The organism is Marinomonas rhizomae (assembly GCF_024397855.1).
Lineage (GTDB): Bacteria > Pseudomonadota > Gammaproteobacteria > Pseudomonadales > Marinomonadaceae > Marinomonas > Marinomonas rhizomae_A.
In genome coordinates this window covers 3,328,898-3,344,318 of the sequence record NZ_CP073343.1, presented here as the reverse complement: position 1 = coordinate 3,344,318, position 15,421 = coordinate 3,328,898, and the positions used below count along the sequence as shown (strand labels likewise).

Annotated in this window: 15 protein-coding genes and 1 riboswitch; of the genes, 12 read left to right on the top strand and 3 right to left on the bottom strand. The window is 42.7% G+C overall.

Features of this window, described 5'->3' with window-relative positions:
- Window positions 1-70 precede the first annotated feature (70 nt).
- From hldE to KDW99_RS15755, 7 genes are all read left to right on the top strand, one after another.
- Entirely contained in the window at window positions 71-1,498 is a 1,428-nt protein-coding gene (hldE, locus tag KDW99_RS15785; protein WP_255829304.1) for a bifunctional D-glycero-beta-D-manno-heptose-7-phosphate kinase/D-glycero-beta-D-manno-heptose 1-phosphate adenylyltransferase HldE, read from the top strand.
- Window positions 1,499-3,292, top strand: a complete 1,794-nt coding sequence (msbA, locus tag KDW99_RS15780; protein WP_255826055.1) for a lipid A export permease/ATP-binding protein MsbA — start codon at window positions 1,499-1,501, stop codon at window positions 3,290-3,292.
- Between the two features lie 2 nt (window positions 3,293-3,294).
- A complete protein-coding gene (locus KDW99_RS15775; protein ID WP_255826054.1) occupies window positions 3,295-4,521 on the top strand; it encodes a 3-deoxy-D-manno-octulosonic acid transferase in 1,227 nt (408 codons plus the stop codon).
- A gap of 22 nt (window positions 4,522-4,543) precedes the next feature.
- Window positions 4,544-4,663, top strand: a riboswitch (TPP riboswitch).
- Window positions 4,664-4,742: 79 nt separating this feature from the next.
- On the top strand, window positions 4,743-5,756 hold the full coding sequence (gene thiB / locus KDW99_RS15770) for a thiamine ABC transporter substrate binding subunit (RefSeq protein WP_255826053.1): 1,014 nt from the start codon (window positions 4,743-4,745) through the stop codon (window positions 5,754-5,756).
- An 11-nt stretch (window positions 5,757-5,767) separates the two neighbouring features.
- Window positions 5,768-7,363 (top strand): thiamine/thiamine pyrophosphate ABC transporter permease, encoded by a 1,596-nt coding sequence (gene thiP, locus KDW99_RS15765; RefSeq protein WP_255826052.1) that lies wholly within the window; start codon window positions 5,768-5,770, stop codon window positions 7,361-7,363.
- Window positions 7,350-8,072 carry a thiamine ABC transporter ATP-binding protein gene (locus KDW99_RS15760; protein WP_255826051.1) on the top strand — a complete coding sequence of 241 codons (723 nt, stop codon included), beginning with the start codon at window positions 7,350-7,352 and terminating at the stop codon, window positions 8,070-8,072. Before thiP ends, KDW99_RS15760 begins: the two co-directional genes overlap by 14 nt.
- 67 nt (window positions 8,073-8,139) lie before the next feature.
- On the top strand, window positions 8,140-9,006 hold the full coding sequence (locus KDW99_RS15755) for a DMT family transporter (protein WP_255826050.1): 867 nt from the start codon (window positions 8,140-8,142) through the stop codon (window positions 9,004-9,006).
- On the opposite strand, the gene KDW99_RS15750 is transcribed toward KDW99_RS15755, so the two are convergent.
- From KDW99_RS15750 to KDW99_RS15740, 3 genes are read right to left on the bottom strand one after another with little or no spacing between them, the layout of a single operon-like run.
- Entirely contained in the window at window positions 9,003-9,911 is a 909-nt protein-coding gene (locus KDW99_RS15750; protein ID WP_255826049.1) for a DMT family transporter, read from the bottom strand. The two genes, KDW99_RS15755 and KDW99_RS15750, sit on opposite strands and share 4 nt — an antisense overlap.
- 14 nt (window positions 9,912-9,925) lie before the next feature.
- Entirely contained in the window at window positions 9,926-10,828 is a 903-nt protein-coding gene (locus KDW99_RS15745; protein ID WP_255826048.1) for a DMT family transporter, read from the bottom strand.
- A gap of 60 nt (window positions 10,829-10,888) precedes the next feature.
- Complete coding sequence (locus KDW99_RS15740; RefSeq protein ID WP_255826047.1) at window positions 10,889-11,614, bottom strand: MipA/OmpV family protein; 726 nt, start codon at window positions 11,612-11,614, stop codon at window positions 10,889-10,891.
- Window positions 11,615-11,891: 277 nt separating this feature from the next.
- Here KDW99_RS15740 and rpsF point away from each other — a divergent pair, with 277 nt between their 5' ends.
- The 5 genes from rpsF (at window position 11,892) to dnaB (ending at window position 15,417) form a co-directional block, all read left to right on the top strand.
- Window positions 11,892-12,296, top strand: coding sequence for a 30S ribosomal protein S6 (gene rpsF / locus KDW99_RS15735; protein WP_255826046.1), 405 nt, complete (start codon window positions 11,892-11,894; stop codon window positions 12,294-12,296).
- 23 nt (window positions 12,297-12,319) lie between these two features.
- A complete protein-coding gene (gene rpsR, locus KDW99_RS15730; RefSeq protein ID WP_012071134.1) occupies window positions 12,320-12,550 on the top strand; it encodes a 30S ribosomal protein S18 in 231 nt (76 codons plus the stop codon).
- Window positions 12,551-12,571: 21 nt separating this feature from the next.
- Window positions 12,572-13,432 carry a hypothetical protein gene (locus KDW99_RS15725; protein ID WP_255826045.1) on the top strand — a complete coding sequence of 287 codons (861 nt, stop codon included), beginning with the start codon at window positions 12,572-12,574 and terminating at the stop codon, window positions 13,430-13,432.
- Window positions 13,433-13,454: 22 nt separating this feature from the next.
- On the top strand, window positions 13,455-13,898 hold the full coding sequence (gene rplI, locus KDW99_RS15720; RefSeq protein ID WP_255826044.1) for a 50S ribosomal protein L9: 444 nt from the start codon (window positions 13,455-13,457) through the stop codon (window positions 13,896-13,898).
- A gap of 142 nt (window positions 13,899-14,040) precedes the next feature.
- On the top strand, window positions 14,041-15,417 hold the full coding sequence (gene dnaB, locus KDW99_RS15715) for a replicative DNA helicase (protein ID WP_012071131.1): 1,377 nt from the start codon (window positions 14,041-14,043) through the stop codon (window positions 15,415-15,417).
- Window positions 15,418-15,421: the final 4 nt, after the last annotated feature.

The following is a 15,421-nucleotide window of genomic DNA, read 5'->3' as shown; positions in this document are numbered from 1 at the left end:
TTGGGTATGTCCAACTTGATAGGGGAGTATGATAAGATGGCAGCCTTCAAAAATCGATTATTATGTGACTATGAATTCATCCTATTTGAACTTTAACGATAAGCATGTCCTTGTGGTTGGCGATGTAATGTTAGACCGCTATTGGCATGGTGGAACTTCCCGTATTTCTCCTGAAGCACCGGTTCAAGTCGTAAAAGTATCTAACATTGAAGATAGGCCGGGTGGCGCCGCAAACGTTGCACTTGGGCTAGCTAAACTCGGTGTGCCAGTGACCCTTATTGGCGTGGTTGGTAATGATGAGAATGCCGATATATTAGCTCGTTGTTTAGAGATGGCTGGTGTCAATTGTCGTTTTGTTAAGTCAGAAACATTGCCGACTATTACTAAACTGCGGGTAATGAGCCGTCATCAACAGCTCATACGTTTAGATTTCGAAGAGCGTGAAGATAGCCTCTCGCAAAATAAAGCATTGGCGCAAGTGGTTGCAGAGTGTTTACCTCAATCTGATGCTGTTATTTTTTCTGATTATGCAAAAGGTTGTCTTGCGGACGTTCAATCTTTGATCCAACTTTCAAATGATGCCAATGTCCCCAGTTTTGTTGACCCTAAAGGGGATGACTTTTCTATTTACCAAGGGGCGACATTGGTAAAACCGAATTTCGTTGAGTTTGAAACCATTGTTGGGCAATGTGCCACGGACTCCGAGGTTCAAAAGAAAGGTGAGCTTCTACGAAAACAATTTAGTTGGGGAGCTTTGCTTGTCACCCGCGGAGAAGACGGGTTAGTACTTTTTGAAGAGGGTTGCGTGCCGTTCTCTTTGGCAACGACTGCTAAGGAAGTTTACGATGTTACTGGCGCAGGTGACACTGTTATTGCTGTATTAACCGCAATATATGTTACGAGTAAGCGCTTTAAAGATGCGGTTGAATACGCGAATCAAGCGGCTGGATTTGTGGTCGGAAAATTAGGCACAGCATCCATTACAGCCGATCAGCTAGCTGGTATTATGTATCAGCGTTCACATTCAACGAATTTTGGTGTCTTGTCTCCTACAGATTTACTAGAGCAAATTAAGCTCGCTCAAGTGAGTGGCGAAAAAGTTGTGTTTACGAATGGCTGCTTTGATATTCTCCACCCTGGTCATATTGCTTATATGAAGCAAGCAAAAGGCTTGGGTGACAGGTTAGTTGTTGCTGTTAATACGGATGCATCTGTAAAACGCCTCAAAGGTGAAAAGCGTCCTATTAATAACCTAGTTCATCGCATGGCTGTATTAGAAGGAGTTGGTGCTATCGATTGGGTAACTTGGTTTGATGAAGATACTCCTAAAGAGCTTATAGAGATGCTATCGCCAGACGTTCTTGTTAAAGGGGGGGATTACACCATTGACACTATTGTAGGGGCATCTCATGTGCTTGAACGAGGCGGAGAAGTAAAAGTTTTAACCTTTGTAGACGGTTATTCCACCTCATCTATTATTGAAAAAGCGAATTTGTAAATGCAAGATAAAGCGTCTCCGCCTTCTCCAGAACAGCCAAGTAAGCAAGCACCTCAATCTGGTGCAAGAGTATATTTTCGGTTGCTTGGATATGTTAAATCCTCTTGGTTATATTTATTGCTGAGTGTTCTTGGCTATGTAATGTATTCCGCGATGGAACCTGCTTTGGCTGCATTACTTAAGCATATTGTTGATGTCGTATCCGAAGGGAAAATAACAGAAAGTCGTTTACTAATACCTCTAGCCATTTTAGGTATCTTTGTTGTACGTGGAATAGGGACTTTTCTCGGTGGCTATTTTATGGCGCAAGTGGCTAATAAGGTTGTATTTGACTTGCGTACCAGCATGTTTAATAAGCTTGTACTTTTACCGTCGAGCTATTATCACTCCATTCCTACCGGTCGATTACTGGCAAAATTAACTTATGATACTGAACAGGTCATTGGCTCTATAACTCAGGCCATACGAGTGATTTTACGTGAAGGCCTAACCGTAGTCGGTTTGTTGGGTTATATGATCTATATGAACTGGCGCTTGTCTCTATTGTTCTTGCTGGTCGTGCCTTTAATCGGTTTGGTTGTTTCTTATGCTTCTAAGCGATTTCGTAGACTCAGCACTCGAATTCAAAATGCAATGGGTGGTGTTACTGATGTTGCTTCAGAGGCGATTAAAGGTCATGAGGTGGTCAAAATATTTGGCGGAAGTCGCTATGAAACAGAGCGATTTTATAAAGCCGCTTTTGAAAACAGGCGTTCGCAGCTAAAAATGGAGAAGACGAAAGCGTTGAATGTACCTATTGTACAATTTATCCTGGCCTTTGCTATGGCTGTTTTGATTTGGTTTGCCTTGAGTCCTTCTATTAGCTCAAATATGACTCCAGGGGATTTTATTGCCTTTCTTACGGCGGCGGGTATGTTGGGCAAACCTATTCGTCAGTTGACGGATGTGAATAGTGTTTTGCAAAAAGGCATTGCCGCTTCCCATAGTATTTTCGATTTCCTTGATATGGAAGAGGAAGCAGATAACGGCACTGTTTCAATTGATCGTTTGAAGGGCAACATCGAATGGAAGTCGATGTCATTCAAATATCCGAACGCTGAAAAGCGAGCGTTAAAGAATATAAATTTATCATTGCCTGCTGGAAAAACGTTGGCTTTAGTTGGTCGCTCTGGTAGCGGGAAATCAACAATGGCGAACCTTATCCCGCGCTTTTATGATATTGACGATGGATCTTTGAGTATCGACGGTATCCTAATTAATGATTATAAGCTGACGGAATTGCGTTCTAATATTGCTTTGGTAAATCAACAGGTGGTGCTATTTAATGGCACGATTAGGGATAATATCGCCTATGGCTATTTGCGTGATAGCGCTGAAGAAGATGTTATTGAGGCGGCAAAGGCGGCAAATGCTTGGGGCTTTATTCAAGAGCTTGACGAAGGTTTGGATACCATGGTTGGTGAAAATGGTGTGCTTTTATCTGGAGGTCAGCGTCAACGTATTGCGATAGCGAGAGCTATATTGAAAAATGCGCCTATTTTGATTCTGGATGAAGCAACATCTGCATTGGATACGGAATCGGAGCGAGCCATTCAATCTGCTCTAGATAATCTAATGGAAAATCGTACTACGATCGCGATCGCTCACCGACTCTCGACGATTGAAAATGCCGATATTATTGCGGTGGTGGACCATGGAGAGATTATCGAGCAAGGCTCGCATAGTGAGTTACTGGCGTTAGATGGCGCTTATGCGCAGCTTCACAATCAGCAATTCAGTGAGACTCCAGCTTAACTATGTGGCTATACCGTTCTTTATTGGTGTTATTAACGCCGGTTATTTTATCGAAAATACGGCGTTTTAAGAAAACCTATAAACATTATCGTGCAAAAGAAGCCTTTGGCTTTTGGTCTTCTGTTGAAGCGGATTTATGGATTCATTGTGCGTCTGTGGGGGAGGTACTGGCCGTTCGTCCTTTGGTGCTTCAGTGGCGTGAAAAGTATCCTACGCAAAAATTGTTAATTACTACAATGACACCAACGGGTGCAGAGCAAGTGGTTAAAACCTTCCCTTTTGCTGAGCATCGATATTTGCCAATGGACTGGCGCTCAAGTGTTAAAAGGGCGCTGAAAAAGCTGACTTGCAAACATTTATTGATTGTTGAAACTGAGCTTTGGCCAAACTTGTTGCAACTCGCTAAGTATAAAGGTCTGCGTGTTGAAGTTGTGAACGCACGCCTTAGTGATCGTTCTTTTCTACGTTATAAAAAGTTTTCGACTATTTCTAAGTCTTTGTTTGCCTTGCCTGACTGCTTTCTGGCTCATGCCCAAGCTGATGCTGTGCGCTTTGAAGAGTTGGGAGCGAAGAAAGTATTGGTGACAGGAAGTATCAAATTTGATCTTGCTGTCCCCCCTGAAGTATTCCAAGCCAATTGGCGTGGGCAATTAGGGGCTCGTTTTATCTGGGTGGGAGGCAGTACTCACCGAGGTGAGGATGAAATGCTCTTGCGTATTCATAAGGTGCTCTTACAGAAGTACCCTGATGCGTTATTGATACTGGTTCCTCGTCATCCCGAACGTTTTGAAGCCGTGCAAAGTTTGGCAAAACAGTATTTTGATCGAGTTGCGCTTCGCACTCAAACATCTCTCGATCAATGGACTAACTTCGAAGTGGTGGTCGGAGATTCTATGGGGGAGTTGATGCATTATTATCAAGCATCTGACTTGGCGTTTGTTGGTGGTAGCTTAATTAAGCGCGGTGGACATAACCCTATTGAGCCGGCTTTACTTGGTAAAGCTATTTTGGTTGGACCATATACCTTTAACTTTTTAGATATTACCGAACAGCTTTTACAGGTAAATGGCGCGATTCGTTGCCAAGACGAGGCGCAATTAGAGAAAGTTGTCATTGATCTAGCGGGGCAGTCGTCTCAGCGCTTCCGTCTTGGACAAGCTGCATTGCGTTTCGCAGAAAAAAACCAAGGAGCTGTTACTAGAGTGCTTGCCGAAATAGACTTCCGTTGATCGACTCTTTACAATGAGCGCTCATTATCTCATGGGGTGTTTTAGCATTTAATAAATGTTAAAGCTGAGAAGCGGATTGACCGCTAACCCACCGAACCTGATCCAGATCATGCTGGCGTAGGAATCGAGATAGCAAGTTGAGCTACCAACATGTGTAGTGGCTCAAATATCATTCTTGCCATTTCCCCTGTACGCCGCTCACTTATTTTAGGAGCGACACTTTGAAACCCTTTTCTTTATCCTCTCTTTTTTCTGCGGCTGCCGTTAGTCTTAGTGTGGTTATTTCGCCTGTAACATTGGCGACTGACACTCTAAATGTTTATACCTATGATTCGTTTGCATCTGACTGGGGGCCTGGTCCTAAGATAAAAGCTAATTTTGAGAAAGAGTGCGGCTGTAAAGTAAATTTTGTTGCGTTGGATTCTTCGGTTGGTATCTTGTCTCGTGTGCAGCTGGAAGGTAAATCGTCACAAGCAGATGTGCTTTTGGGACTAGATCTCAATCTAATGGAAGCAGCAAAGCAAACAGGCTTATTAATGGATCATAATGTTGATACTTCTGCCGTGACGATTGCTGGTGGCTGGTCTAATAAGACCTTTGTGCCATTTGATCAAGGTCATTTCGCCTTTGTTTACAACTCTGAAACGCTTGCAAACCCACCAAGGAGTTTGAAAGACGTAGTAGATAACCAAGATTTACGAGTGATTTATCAGGACCCTCGTACTAGTACACCGGGGCTTGGTTTATTGCTATGGATGAAATCTGTTTATGGGGACAATGCTGCAGATGCCTGGGAGCGCCTGTCTTCTCATACAGTAACGGTCACGAAAGGCTGGTCCGATGCATACGGTTTATTCTTGAAAGGCGAGGCGGATGTAGTGTTGAGTTACACGACTTCTCCTGCTTACCACATTGTTGCCGAAGGTGAGAATAAGTATAAAGCTGCAACTGCTAGTGAAGGGCTTTACCCACAAATTGAAGTGGCCGCTATGATGAAAGATGCACCTCATCCCGCGTTGGCTAAGCGTTTTATGCAGTTTATTCTACAGCCAGGATTTCAATCGACTGTCGCTACGGGGAACTGGATGTTGCCAGTGGTTAAGCTTGATGAGAAATTGCCAGCGGCTTTTGATAGTGCTTTAAAGCCTACAAACAATTTGGTCTTGCCAGCAAAAGACGTCGCGCAGTATCGAAAAGCGTGGATTAATGAGTGGTTAAATGCCACGACTCGATAATAGGCGTTAAGTTGCTTTCTTTTCGAGCTGTAAAAGGGTTGTGGCCAGCGCTATTGGGCGTTGGTTTTTTCCTGTTAATGGGGGCTGCCAGTTTGGCGGCTCTTTTGCGTTATAGTGAATTATCCTCCTGGTATGGTTACCTGCAGCAGCCTTATCTTTGGCGAGTTGTGCGCTTTTCCTTATGGCAAGCCTTGCTAAGTAGCGGTATTAGTTTGCTTATTGCTATTCCTGTTGCTTCTTGCCTTATTCATCGCCGGTTTTATGGGCGTGCCGCTTTACTTCAATTGTTTTCCGTCTCCATGGTGGTGCCAACCATTGTGGCTATTTTAGGATTGGTGGTTGTTTATGGACGAACTGGATGGTTGAACCAGTTGTTTGGGGTGCAAATTCCCTTATATGGTTTGGTGGGGATTTTATTAGCCCACGTGTTTTTTAATATGCCATTGGCGGTACGTCTTTTGTTGCAAGGGTATGACTTGATACCTTCAGGGCAGTGGCGCCAGGCTTCGCAGCTAGGGTTCTCTCGGTGGTCGGCTTTTCGCTGGATTGAATGGCACTATATTAAAAAGGTTCTGCCTGGTGCCTTTGTGTTAATTTTTATGTTGTGTTTTTCGAGCTTTGCTGTAGTGCTAAGCTTAGGCGGAGGGCCAAAATTTAGTACTTTGGAGGTTGCTATTTACCAAGCACTTAGGTTTGATTTTGATCTTGATAAAGCCAGTTTTTTAGCTTTGCTTCAGGTGTCGATATGTACTTTATTTGCGATTATTGTATATCGCTTAGCACCTATTAATCGTCAAGATGTGAGTTTGTTGGCGGTAAAAAGTTATGAGCTCAAAGATTCTGTTTGGGCTAAAACCGCTGATTTTTTAGTCATGCTTTGTGCGTTGTTATTGGTTATTCCACCCTTTTTAGCGATTTTTGATCCAATTTTCTCACCGGTTTTTTTGAAGACATTGCAATCCGTTGCATTGTGGAATGCTGTGCTAGTTTCCTTACAAATTGCGATTCCTGCTGCGTTGGTGAGTTTGTTGCTGGGTGTCTGCTTTGCTGTGCTTGCGCGTTTTTGTATGGCACGTCGATATTTGGCTTGGTTACCAAATAAGATTGAACATTTAGGGAATATTATTTTGATGGTGCCAGGGCTGGTGATTGCAACTGGGTTGTTTTTGACTCTACGTGACCTTGGCTTGGGGTTGCAGTCCAGTTATTGGATTGTTGTCTGGGTCAATGCTGTAATGGCCTTGCCTTTTGTGTTGCGGGCTTTGATGCCTGTCATGTATCAGCAGGAACGGCGCTTTCGAAATGTGTATGTGAGTTTAGGTGTTCAGTCATGGTCCCGATGGTGCTTAGAATGGCCGCTCGTTCGAAGCAGTGTTGCCCAGGCTTTGGGTTATGCGCTACTACTTTCTTTGGGTGATATGGGAGTCATTGCGTTATTTGGTAGTCAGGGCTTGGTGTCCTTGCCCTTGTATTTGTTTCAATTGATTGGTTCTTATCGTTTGGAAGAGGGAGCTTGTGTCGCAGTGGTATTAATCTCTCTGTGCTTGATGTTGTTTTATTGTTCATCTCGCTTTATTGGTGGAGTAACTGATCGTGTTAAATATTAACCTTCAATATGATTGGGAGAATTTTCATGCGAGCTACAGTGTGGATATTTATCCCGGTGTCACTACTTTGCTTGGAGGTAGTGGCGAAGGAAAAAGTACCCTCTTACATTTGCTGGGGGGATTTTTAATCGGTCGAGGATCGCTTTCTTTCAACGAGGAATCTCTGCTTTCTTTGCCTGCCTATGAAAGGCCAATCTCGACCTTATTTCAGAGTGATAATTTATTCCCGCAATTAAGCGTTTGGCAAAATGTTGCTATAGGCTTGTCTCCTTCTTTGTCCTTGAGCAAAGAGCAAAAGCAAAAAGTCCAATGGGCACTTGATAAAACGCAATTGATTGATAAAGCCGAACGTTTCCCGCAGGCTTTGTCTGGCGGTCAAGTTCAGCGGGTGGCTATTGCTAGAGCACTGGTTCGGAAAAAGCCGATTCTATTACTTGATGAACCTTTTAGTGCCTTAGATCCAGCGTTACGAGAAGAAATGCTCTACTTGGTGAACGACGTGACGTTAGAACTGGGATTGACTACTTTGCTGGTGTCGCATTTGCCGCAGGAAGCGAGTCTAGTTGGTGGTCGTGTGATTTTGATAGAGCAAGGTTGCGTAACCGCTCATGAGAACGTGTCGGTATTGTCTCAGGCTGAGCCTCATCCGCTTTTCTCTCGTTACTTTGGTGTTTCTAGTGCTGGAGAGATTTCGCGTCGTAATGTCTAATAGCTCGACAAGTTAGCCTTGTTAGGTTAAATACTTCTGCTGATTTTCTTAAATAAAGAGTGACCGAGTGCTTGATAATCATGAGTTGTTGAAAAAAGGGATTATGATGACAATCGCATATGCGTTTGTAATGTCCCTTACGGCCTTAGCGGCTAAGCAGGCGCAAACCATAATTGCCGTATCAACTTTGGTTTTTTGGCAAAGCTTGTTTTGCGCTTTAATTTTGTTACCGCAAATGCGTGGACGTTGGCAGAAACGATCTTTTTCAGTGTGGAGGATTCATTTTTTACGTAGCTTCGGTGGCTTTATTGGTTTTCTTTTTTATTACTGGTCATTGAATCATATCCCCCTTGTAGAGGCTTCTTTACTCCGAACTTGTGCGCCATTGTGTGTTCCGTTTGTGGTATTGATACTGCATAAAATTAGGATTCCGAAGGCTCGTTGGTTGCCGCTTATTATTGGTTTTATTGGCGTGGCATTTATTATTCACCCTACACCAGATCACTTAAACCCTTGGCACATCGTGGGGTTTGCTTCAGCAATCGGTTTGGCGTTGTCTATGGTGACCACACGGATGCTGTCTCAACAGGTGTCAGGCCAAGAGACATTATTTGTGTATTTTTTTGTGTCGACGATTTTGTCTATACCATTGATTTTGGTGCAGGGTGACTCTTTGATCTTACCTGCTTCGGTATGGCCTCTTGTTGCTGCTGTTACTGTTACTTTATATGTCGGTATGTTTCTTTATAATTTAGCTTACACCTACGCACCAGCAAGTATTGTTTCTCCCGTTAGCTATATTGGTGTGGTGTTTAGTGGGTTTTGGGGGTGGGTTGTTTGGGGACATGTGCCTGATATTTACGCCATTCTTGGGATGCTGTTTATTTTTTCAAGCATTTTGATTAGTACTCGAATGGCGCGAAATAGAGGTTAGGCTGTTTGTCGTCGTTGTTTGTTTAGCTGTTTTTTATTTAATATAGTCGCCACGAATATTCCTGAAAAAATCAGTGTAATACCTGCATAGTGGAAGCTAAGCAATTGTTCACCTAAAAAAATCACCGATAGACCGATGCTGAATACGGGTAAAAGGTGGACGAAATGTCCAGCGGTCGCTGCTCCAAGCTTTTGTACACCAGTATTCCAACATAAAAATGCTCCAATTGAAGCAAATACTCCCATGTAGACAATGGCTCCCCAATTGCTTGCTGTAAAATCAGTTATTTGGCTATGTCCAAATAGTAAAAATAGAGGGGCTTGAAACAGGGTACCTATCAGTGCAGTGCAAGCAAAGAAACCAATCAAAGACATCTCTTTTGGTCGTTTAACAATAAGTACGGAATAAATGGCCCAACTAATAGCGGCGGTAATAATCCATAAATCGCCCTGCGAAAAACTGAGATGTAAAAATGTATCCAAACTGCCGCGACTAACAATGGTAATGGCGCCTAATGTGGAAACAAATATACCTGTATTTTGCAGCCAAGATGTTTTGTTTCCCAGTAGCAGACGAGCAGTAATGAGTATCATCACTGGCATGATGGAATTGAGTAAAACCGCATTGGTAACGGTTGTAGTACTGAGTCCAATATATAGGAAAAGATTGTAATTACAGATGCCAAGCCAGCCAAATAGAACGAGTAAAGGCCAGTTTTTGGCAATGACTTTTCGTTCCCGCCACAGCTTTTTATACGCAAAAGGTAAGATCATCAGACAGGCAAGGCTCCAGCGTAAAAAAGAGACAGAAAATGGATCTATCCCGTCAGAGACCAATATACGTCCTAAAATATAGTTGCCAGACCAGAAGGAAATAGGTAGTAATAGATAGATAAAAGCGGGCATTTGTTATCCTATTTTTATTTTGATTGTCTGTTTCTTTTTGATGCGTTTTGGATGAATAAACCAATAAGAATGCAAGCTAAACCAATGATAGTTGAACGTAAAATGGGCTCGCCAGCAAATTGGGATAGCCAGATAATGGAAAGTAAAGGTGACAGAAAAATTAAGTTTGCCACTTGGCTCGCGTTATTGGTTAGCTTTAGTGCTTTGTTCCACAAGACAAAACTTAGCCCCATTTCAAATAGGCCAATATAAATTGCGCCCCAAAGTCCTTCACTGTCCCAGTGACTTAGTTCACCTGTTAAGCCTGCGAATACAATGATTAAAGGGAGAGCAAAGGCAAAATTTAGTGTTAAGCCAATAAGACTAGGGCGTTTATCTTTTGTGTTTAGTAACCAGTAAAGCGCCCAGATAATGGTGCTTAAAAGGGCAAAAGCAACACCGGTAATGTTTGAGAACTCTAGTGAGGCTATTTGGCCACGAGTGGAAATATAAAGTACCCCAAAGTAGCAAGCGGCAGCAGCAATATAGTCCGCACTTTTTAGGCGTTGTTTAAGAATGGGAACGGCCATAAAGCTAAGCATGATAGCCCAAGTGTAATTAATGGCTTGCGCTTCTTGTGCAGGAAGTGTGTTGTAAGCTTGCAGCAATATCAAATAATAAAGGAATGGGTTAATTGCACCAAAAAACAAAGACGATTTCCATGATTGCTTAGCAAAACCAATAAGTTGTTTTGCTTCACCTTTTATAGTGATTAAGGATACTAAAAAAATCAAGGAGATGATGTTTGCAACAAGTAGCAATTGCGTTGGTGAAAAGTGCCTTAGTGATATGGAAAAGGCAGTAGCGACCGTTGACCAAAGCATGACAGCCCCAAGTCCAAAAAAAATGGCCTGAGTATTATTCGATAGTTTGTTCATGTATCGATTCCGAAAGCGCTAAATATGTCAGTTTATCTTTGGTGGGGACGCATATTCCAATTAAAAAGAATAAGTAAGGCCAGCTAATAAGGATGTTATCGTATTGTCCTCTACAATTGGGCTTTGTAAAATTTTATCGTCGTATCTTGAGTGGCTGATTCCAATAATAAAAGTGGCATTGCGAGACAGAGGGTAAATACCTCTTAAGCCATACTTAACCTCAGAAACAGATCCAGTGTTGTAGGCGGCAATAGCGCCACTGGTTAGTGTAGATTCAGCTTGAGTGGTTCCAAATAGGTGGTTACTCATTTTGCCGTCCATATATTGATAAGAAATAGACGGAATTATCTTCCAAGCACCGACAGGAACAGGGAAGCCGGCGGAAATTTGTGCGTAGTATCCATCGTGTGCGCCGCTGATATCTTGTGCGATTTTGGTCGATATTGGGCCAATTCTATAATTCGCAAACATCATTACGCTGTCATCTCTATCATCAAGCATACTGATATTTATGTCATCTGAATTGTCAGGGTCAAATTTAGCGCGTTCATAAGATAAGCCAACAGCAAAATTTTGTAGTGAGCGTTGTGGAAAAAAGCGATAGCCAATTTCAGGTAAACGTAGAAAAAAGTGCTCACCTTCATAGGCAATGTTTGGTAGGGCAGTGGATTTCGAATCTGTATCTTTGTAAACAGTTTCTGATATGACTCCCATGACTCCTAAACGTGCTTCGGCTTGAGCGATAAATGGGGTAAAAAGAGCAAGTATTAGAAATAGTGTTTTCATGATGTCCATATCTTCTGTTGAGTAAATTTAGATAGTTGGCCATTGATTCTATGGGCTTCTATGAAAACTGTAAAATGGTTTATCAAATAGCGACTTTTCATTTGTGTAGTTAGTTCTCTAACGAATTAGGTGGTTGTTTTTTCAATGAGGCGTGTATTTCGTTTACTTATTGTTCACTAGTGCTATATAATGCGCGTCCCTGTAAATCAATACTCCTTGTCTCACAGCTTTTTAACAGGGGAAGCGTGGAGACTAAGAACCCATAAGGAGAGCTTAAATGCGTCATTATGAAATCGTCTTTCTGGTTCACCCAGATCAAAGCGAGCAAGTACCAGCAATGGTCGAGCGTTACACTAACCTAATCACTGAAGATGGTGGTCAAGTTCACCGTCTAGAAGATTGGGGCCGTCGTCAACTAGCTTACCCAATTAACAAAATTCACAAAGCACACTATGTTCTTATGAACATCGAGTGTTCTGACAGTGTTTTGTCTGAATTAAACGACACTTTCCGCTACAACGATGCCATCATCCGTAACTTGGTGATTCGTCGTAAAGAAGCGGTAACTGACGTATCTCCTATTAAAGCTTCTGAAGGTCGTGAAGATCGTCGTTCTGCTCCTCAACGTGAAGAGCGTAATAACGACAATTCTGACGAAGTATCTGAAGAATCTGAAGATTAATCTATTTTTATTAGGAGACACTCATGGCTCGTTTTTTCCGTCGTCGTAAGTTCTGCCGTTTCACTGCAGAAGGCGTTAAAGAGATCGATTACAAAGATCTAGACACACTGAAAGGTTATATCACTGAAACTGGTAAAATCGTACCTAGCCGTATTACTGGCACTAAGGCTCGTTACCAGCGTCAGCTAGCGACTGCAATCAAACGCGCTCGCTACATTGCTATTCTTCCTTACACTGACAGCCACTTTAATTAATAGGCTGAAAGAAGCGCTTTTATGAGTGGTTTAGCTAAATGGGTTATGAAAAAACGCTTAAATGCCATTATTGGTGTGATGGTGTTTGGTCTAATCCCTATGATGTTTTGGCTAGCCGCTGCAATCTTAGGGTTGGTGGTGCTTCGTCAAGGTGTAAAAGAAGGAATACCTGTATTAGCTTGGGGTTGTCTACCAGCACTTGTGCTGTGGATGTACCAAGGAGATGCAACGGCACTTATGGTGTTAGTTGATGTGATGTTGTTGAGCTATTTGCTTAGATCAACAATGTCATGGAGTTGGGTTCTATTAGTCGGCAGCTTTTTGGCGGTTATTAGTACTCTGCTTCAGCCTCTTTTGATGGCGGATGTTCTGAATCTAGCAGTAACCTTGGTTCAGAGTGTTTTGACAAAAGAAGGTGTTGAAGTTCCTGATAGAAATTTAATTTTTAACCAGGCGGTGATGGCTATATCCATCTTCCAAGTGGTCATTGCTATTATTTCTTTGTTTTTGGCAAGGAAGTGGCAAGCAGGGCTCTATAATCCAGGCGGATTACGTGCTGAGTTTCATCAGTTAAGATTGCCAGTAGTGTTTAGTTTGGTATTGGGTGGAATGATCCTAATTGGCGAAAGCTTAGGTGGATCATTTAGTATTTTGTCCCAAGCCGCTATACCTGCTTTGGTACTGCCGGGGCTCGCTCTAGTGCATGGTGTTTTAGCAAAAAAAGAAATTGGGATTGTTGGACTGATCGCATTTTATCTTGTAGGTTTTTTTGTTCTGAATGTGTATTTTGCAAATATTCTCGTTGCACTTTGTGTGATTGATAGTTTTGTAGATATTCGTTCTAGAATACAAGGTAAGGCGTCCAACTCAAGTGATAGCTAATGATTAATTAGAGGTGATCGAGATGGAAGTTATTCTACTCGACAAAGTAAACAAGCTAGGCGGTATTGGTGACGTTGCAGTTGTTAAACCAGGCTATGCTCGTAACTTTTTGATTCCGAACAAAAAAGCTGTAATGGCTACTAAAGCTAACTTGGCTAGCTTTGAAGAGCGTCGTGTTGAACTTGAAGCGCAAGCTGCAGAGCGTAAAGCGGCTGCTGAAACTCGTGCTCTAACACTAGAAGGCAAAACTTTCACTATCGCGGCAAACGCTGGTGATGAAGGTAAGCTTTTCGGTTCTATCGGTACTCGTGACATCGCTGACGCTATTTCTACGCAAGTAGCAGTAGAAAAAGCTGAAATCCGTCTTCCAGAAGGCGCGATTCGTCACACAGGTTCTTTCGAAGTAGACGTTCAGCTTCATTCTGAAGTTATTGTAACGGTTGTTTTAGAAGTAATCGCTGAGTAATTTGCTTAGGTAAATTGCTTAAGAAAGATGCGAGTCTTTCTTAAATAAGAGAAGGGTATCTTGCTTTGCAAGATGCCCTTTTTTTGTTGGCGTGATAAGCTAATCCTTCTCTATTTTTTCTGTTCTTGTATGGGTATTTTGCGTGCAACTAAATGATTCTGAAGTCGCTTCTATTAAATTACCACCGTATTCCATTGAGGCTGAGCGTTCAGTTGTTGGCGGGTTGATGTTGGATCCTCAAGCTTGGGAGAAGGTTTCCGAGCTTGTTATTGCTGATGATTTTTATCGTCCAGAGCATAAGGCGATTTTTACTGTAATCGCTCGTTTGGCCGATGAGTCAGAGCCTATTGACGTGGTGACTATTGGGGAGCGATTAGACAAGCGCGGAGACTTAGAATCAATTGGTGGAATGGCGTACTTAATTGAGGTCGCCGAGGCGACGCCTAGTGCGTCTAACATCGCTTCTTATGCTGATATTGTTCGCGAGCGTTCTATTTTGCGCCGCCTTATCTCTACAACAAATGATATTTCTGCTCGTGCCTTTCACCCTGAAGGGATGACGGCAGCGGAAGTGTTGGATGAGGCTGAGCGAAAAATCTTTCAAATCGCAGAAGGTGGTGAGAAAAAAGGTGGACCGCGAATTGCGGCAGACATTCTTAGTGCTACCGTGGATAAAATTGATGAGCTCTACCATCAAGATGGTGCCATTACAGGATTAAGTACTGGCTTTACCGATTTAGATGCGATGACCGCAGGGTTGCAGCCTTCTGATTTGATCATTGTTGCGGGTCGTCCTTCCATGGGTAAGACAACGTTTGCGATGAATCTGGTAGAAAATGCCGCCATGATCAGTGATAAACCCGTTATTGTATTCAGTTTGGAGATGCCTGCCGAGTCGCTGATGATGCGTATGTTGTCTTCTCTTGGGCGAATAGATCAGACGCGAATGCGTTCGGGGCAGTTGGTTCAAGAAGACTGGGATAAATTAATGTCTGCGGTGAAGATGTTAAAAGATCGCAAACTTTTTATTGATGATACCGGTGGTATTAGTCCGACCGAAATGCGTTCACGTGTGCGTCGTATTGCTCGTGAACATGGAGGTGTGGCCATGATCATGGTCGATTACCTTCAGTTGATGCAAATTCCTGGTTTTACCGAAGGTCGTACCAATGAAATCTCCGAAATTTCTCGATCGTTAAAGGCGATTGCCAAAGAAATGGAATGTCCTATGGTTGCTCTTTCTCAGCTCAACCGTAGTCTGGAGAACCGACCTAATAAGCGCCCAGTTAACTCGGATTTGCGTGAATCTGGGGCGATCGAGCAGGATGCCGATGTTATCTCCTTTGTTTACCGTGATGAGGTTTATCACGAAGATACGCCACATAAAGGTATTGCGGAAATTATTATTGGTAAGCAGCGTAATGGTCCAATTGGTACCTGTAGACTTGCATTTGTAGGTAAATACACTCGCTTTGAAGATCTGGCGCCGGATGCTTATCGAGATTTTGATGACGAGTAATATT

Bases quoted from the DNA above. Each gene is read 5' to 3' on its own strand.
- KDW99_RS15775 (WP_255826054.1), top strand. From the start codon at position 3,295: ATGTGGCTATACCGTTCTTTATTGGTGTTATTAACGCCGGTTATTTTA.
- rpsF (WP_255826046.1), top strand. From the start codon at position 11,892: ATGCGTCATTATGAAATCGTCTTTCTGGTTCACCCAGATCAAAGCGAG.
- rpsR (WP_012071134.1), top strand. From the start codon at position 12,320: ATGGCTCGTTTTTTCCGTCGTCGTAAGTTCTGCCGTTTCACTGCAGAA.
- KDW99_RS15740 (WP_255826047.1), bottom strand. From the start codon at position 11,614: ATGAAAACACTATTTCTAATACTTGCTCTTTTTACCCCATTTATCGCT.
- msbA (WP_255826055.1), top strand. From the start codon at position 1,499: ATGCAAGATAAAGCGTCTCCGCCTTCTCCAGAACAGCCAAGTAAGCAA.
- hldE (WP_255829304.1), top strand. From the start codon at position 71: ATGAATTCATCCTATTTGAACTTTAACGATAAGCATGTCCTTGTGGTT.
- KDW99_RS15725 (WP_255826045.1), top strand. From the start codon at position 12,572: ATGAGTGGTTTAGCTAAATGGGTTATGAAAAAACGCTTAAATGCCATT.
- KDW99_RS15750 (WP_255826049.1), bottom strand. From the start codon at position 9,911: ATGCCCGCTTTTATCTATCTATTACTACCTATTTCCTTCTGGTCTGGC.
- KDW99_RS15745 (WP_255826048.1), bottom strand. From the start codon at position 10,828: ATGAACAAACTATCGAATAATACTCAGGCCATTTTTTTTGGACTTGGG.
- rplI (WP_255826044.1), top strand. From the start codon at position 13,455: ATGGAAGTTATTCTACTCGACAAAGTAAACAAGCTAGGCGGTATTGGT.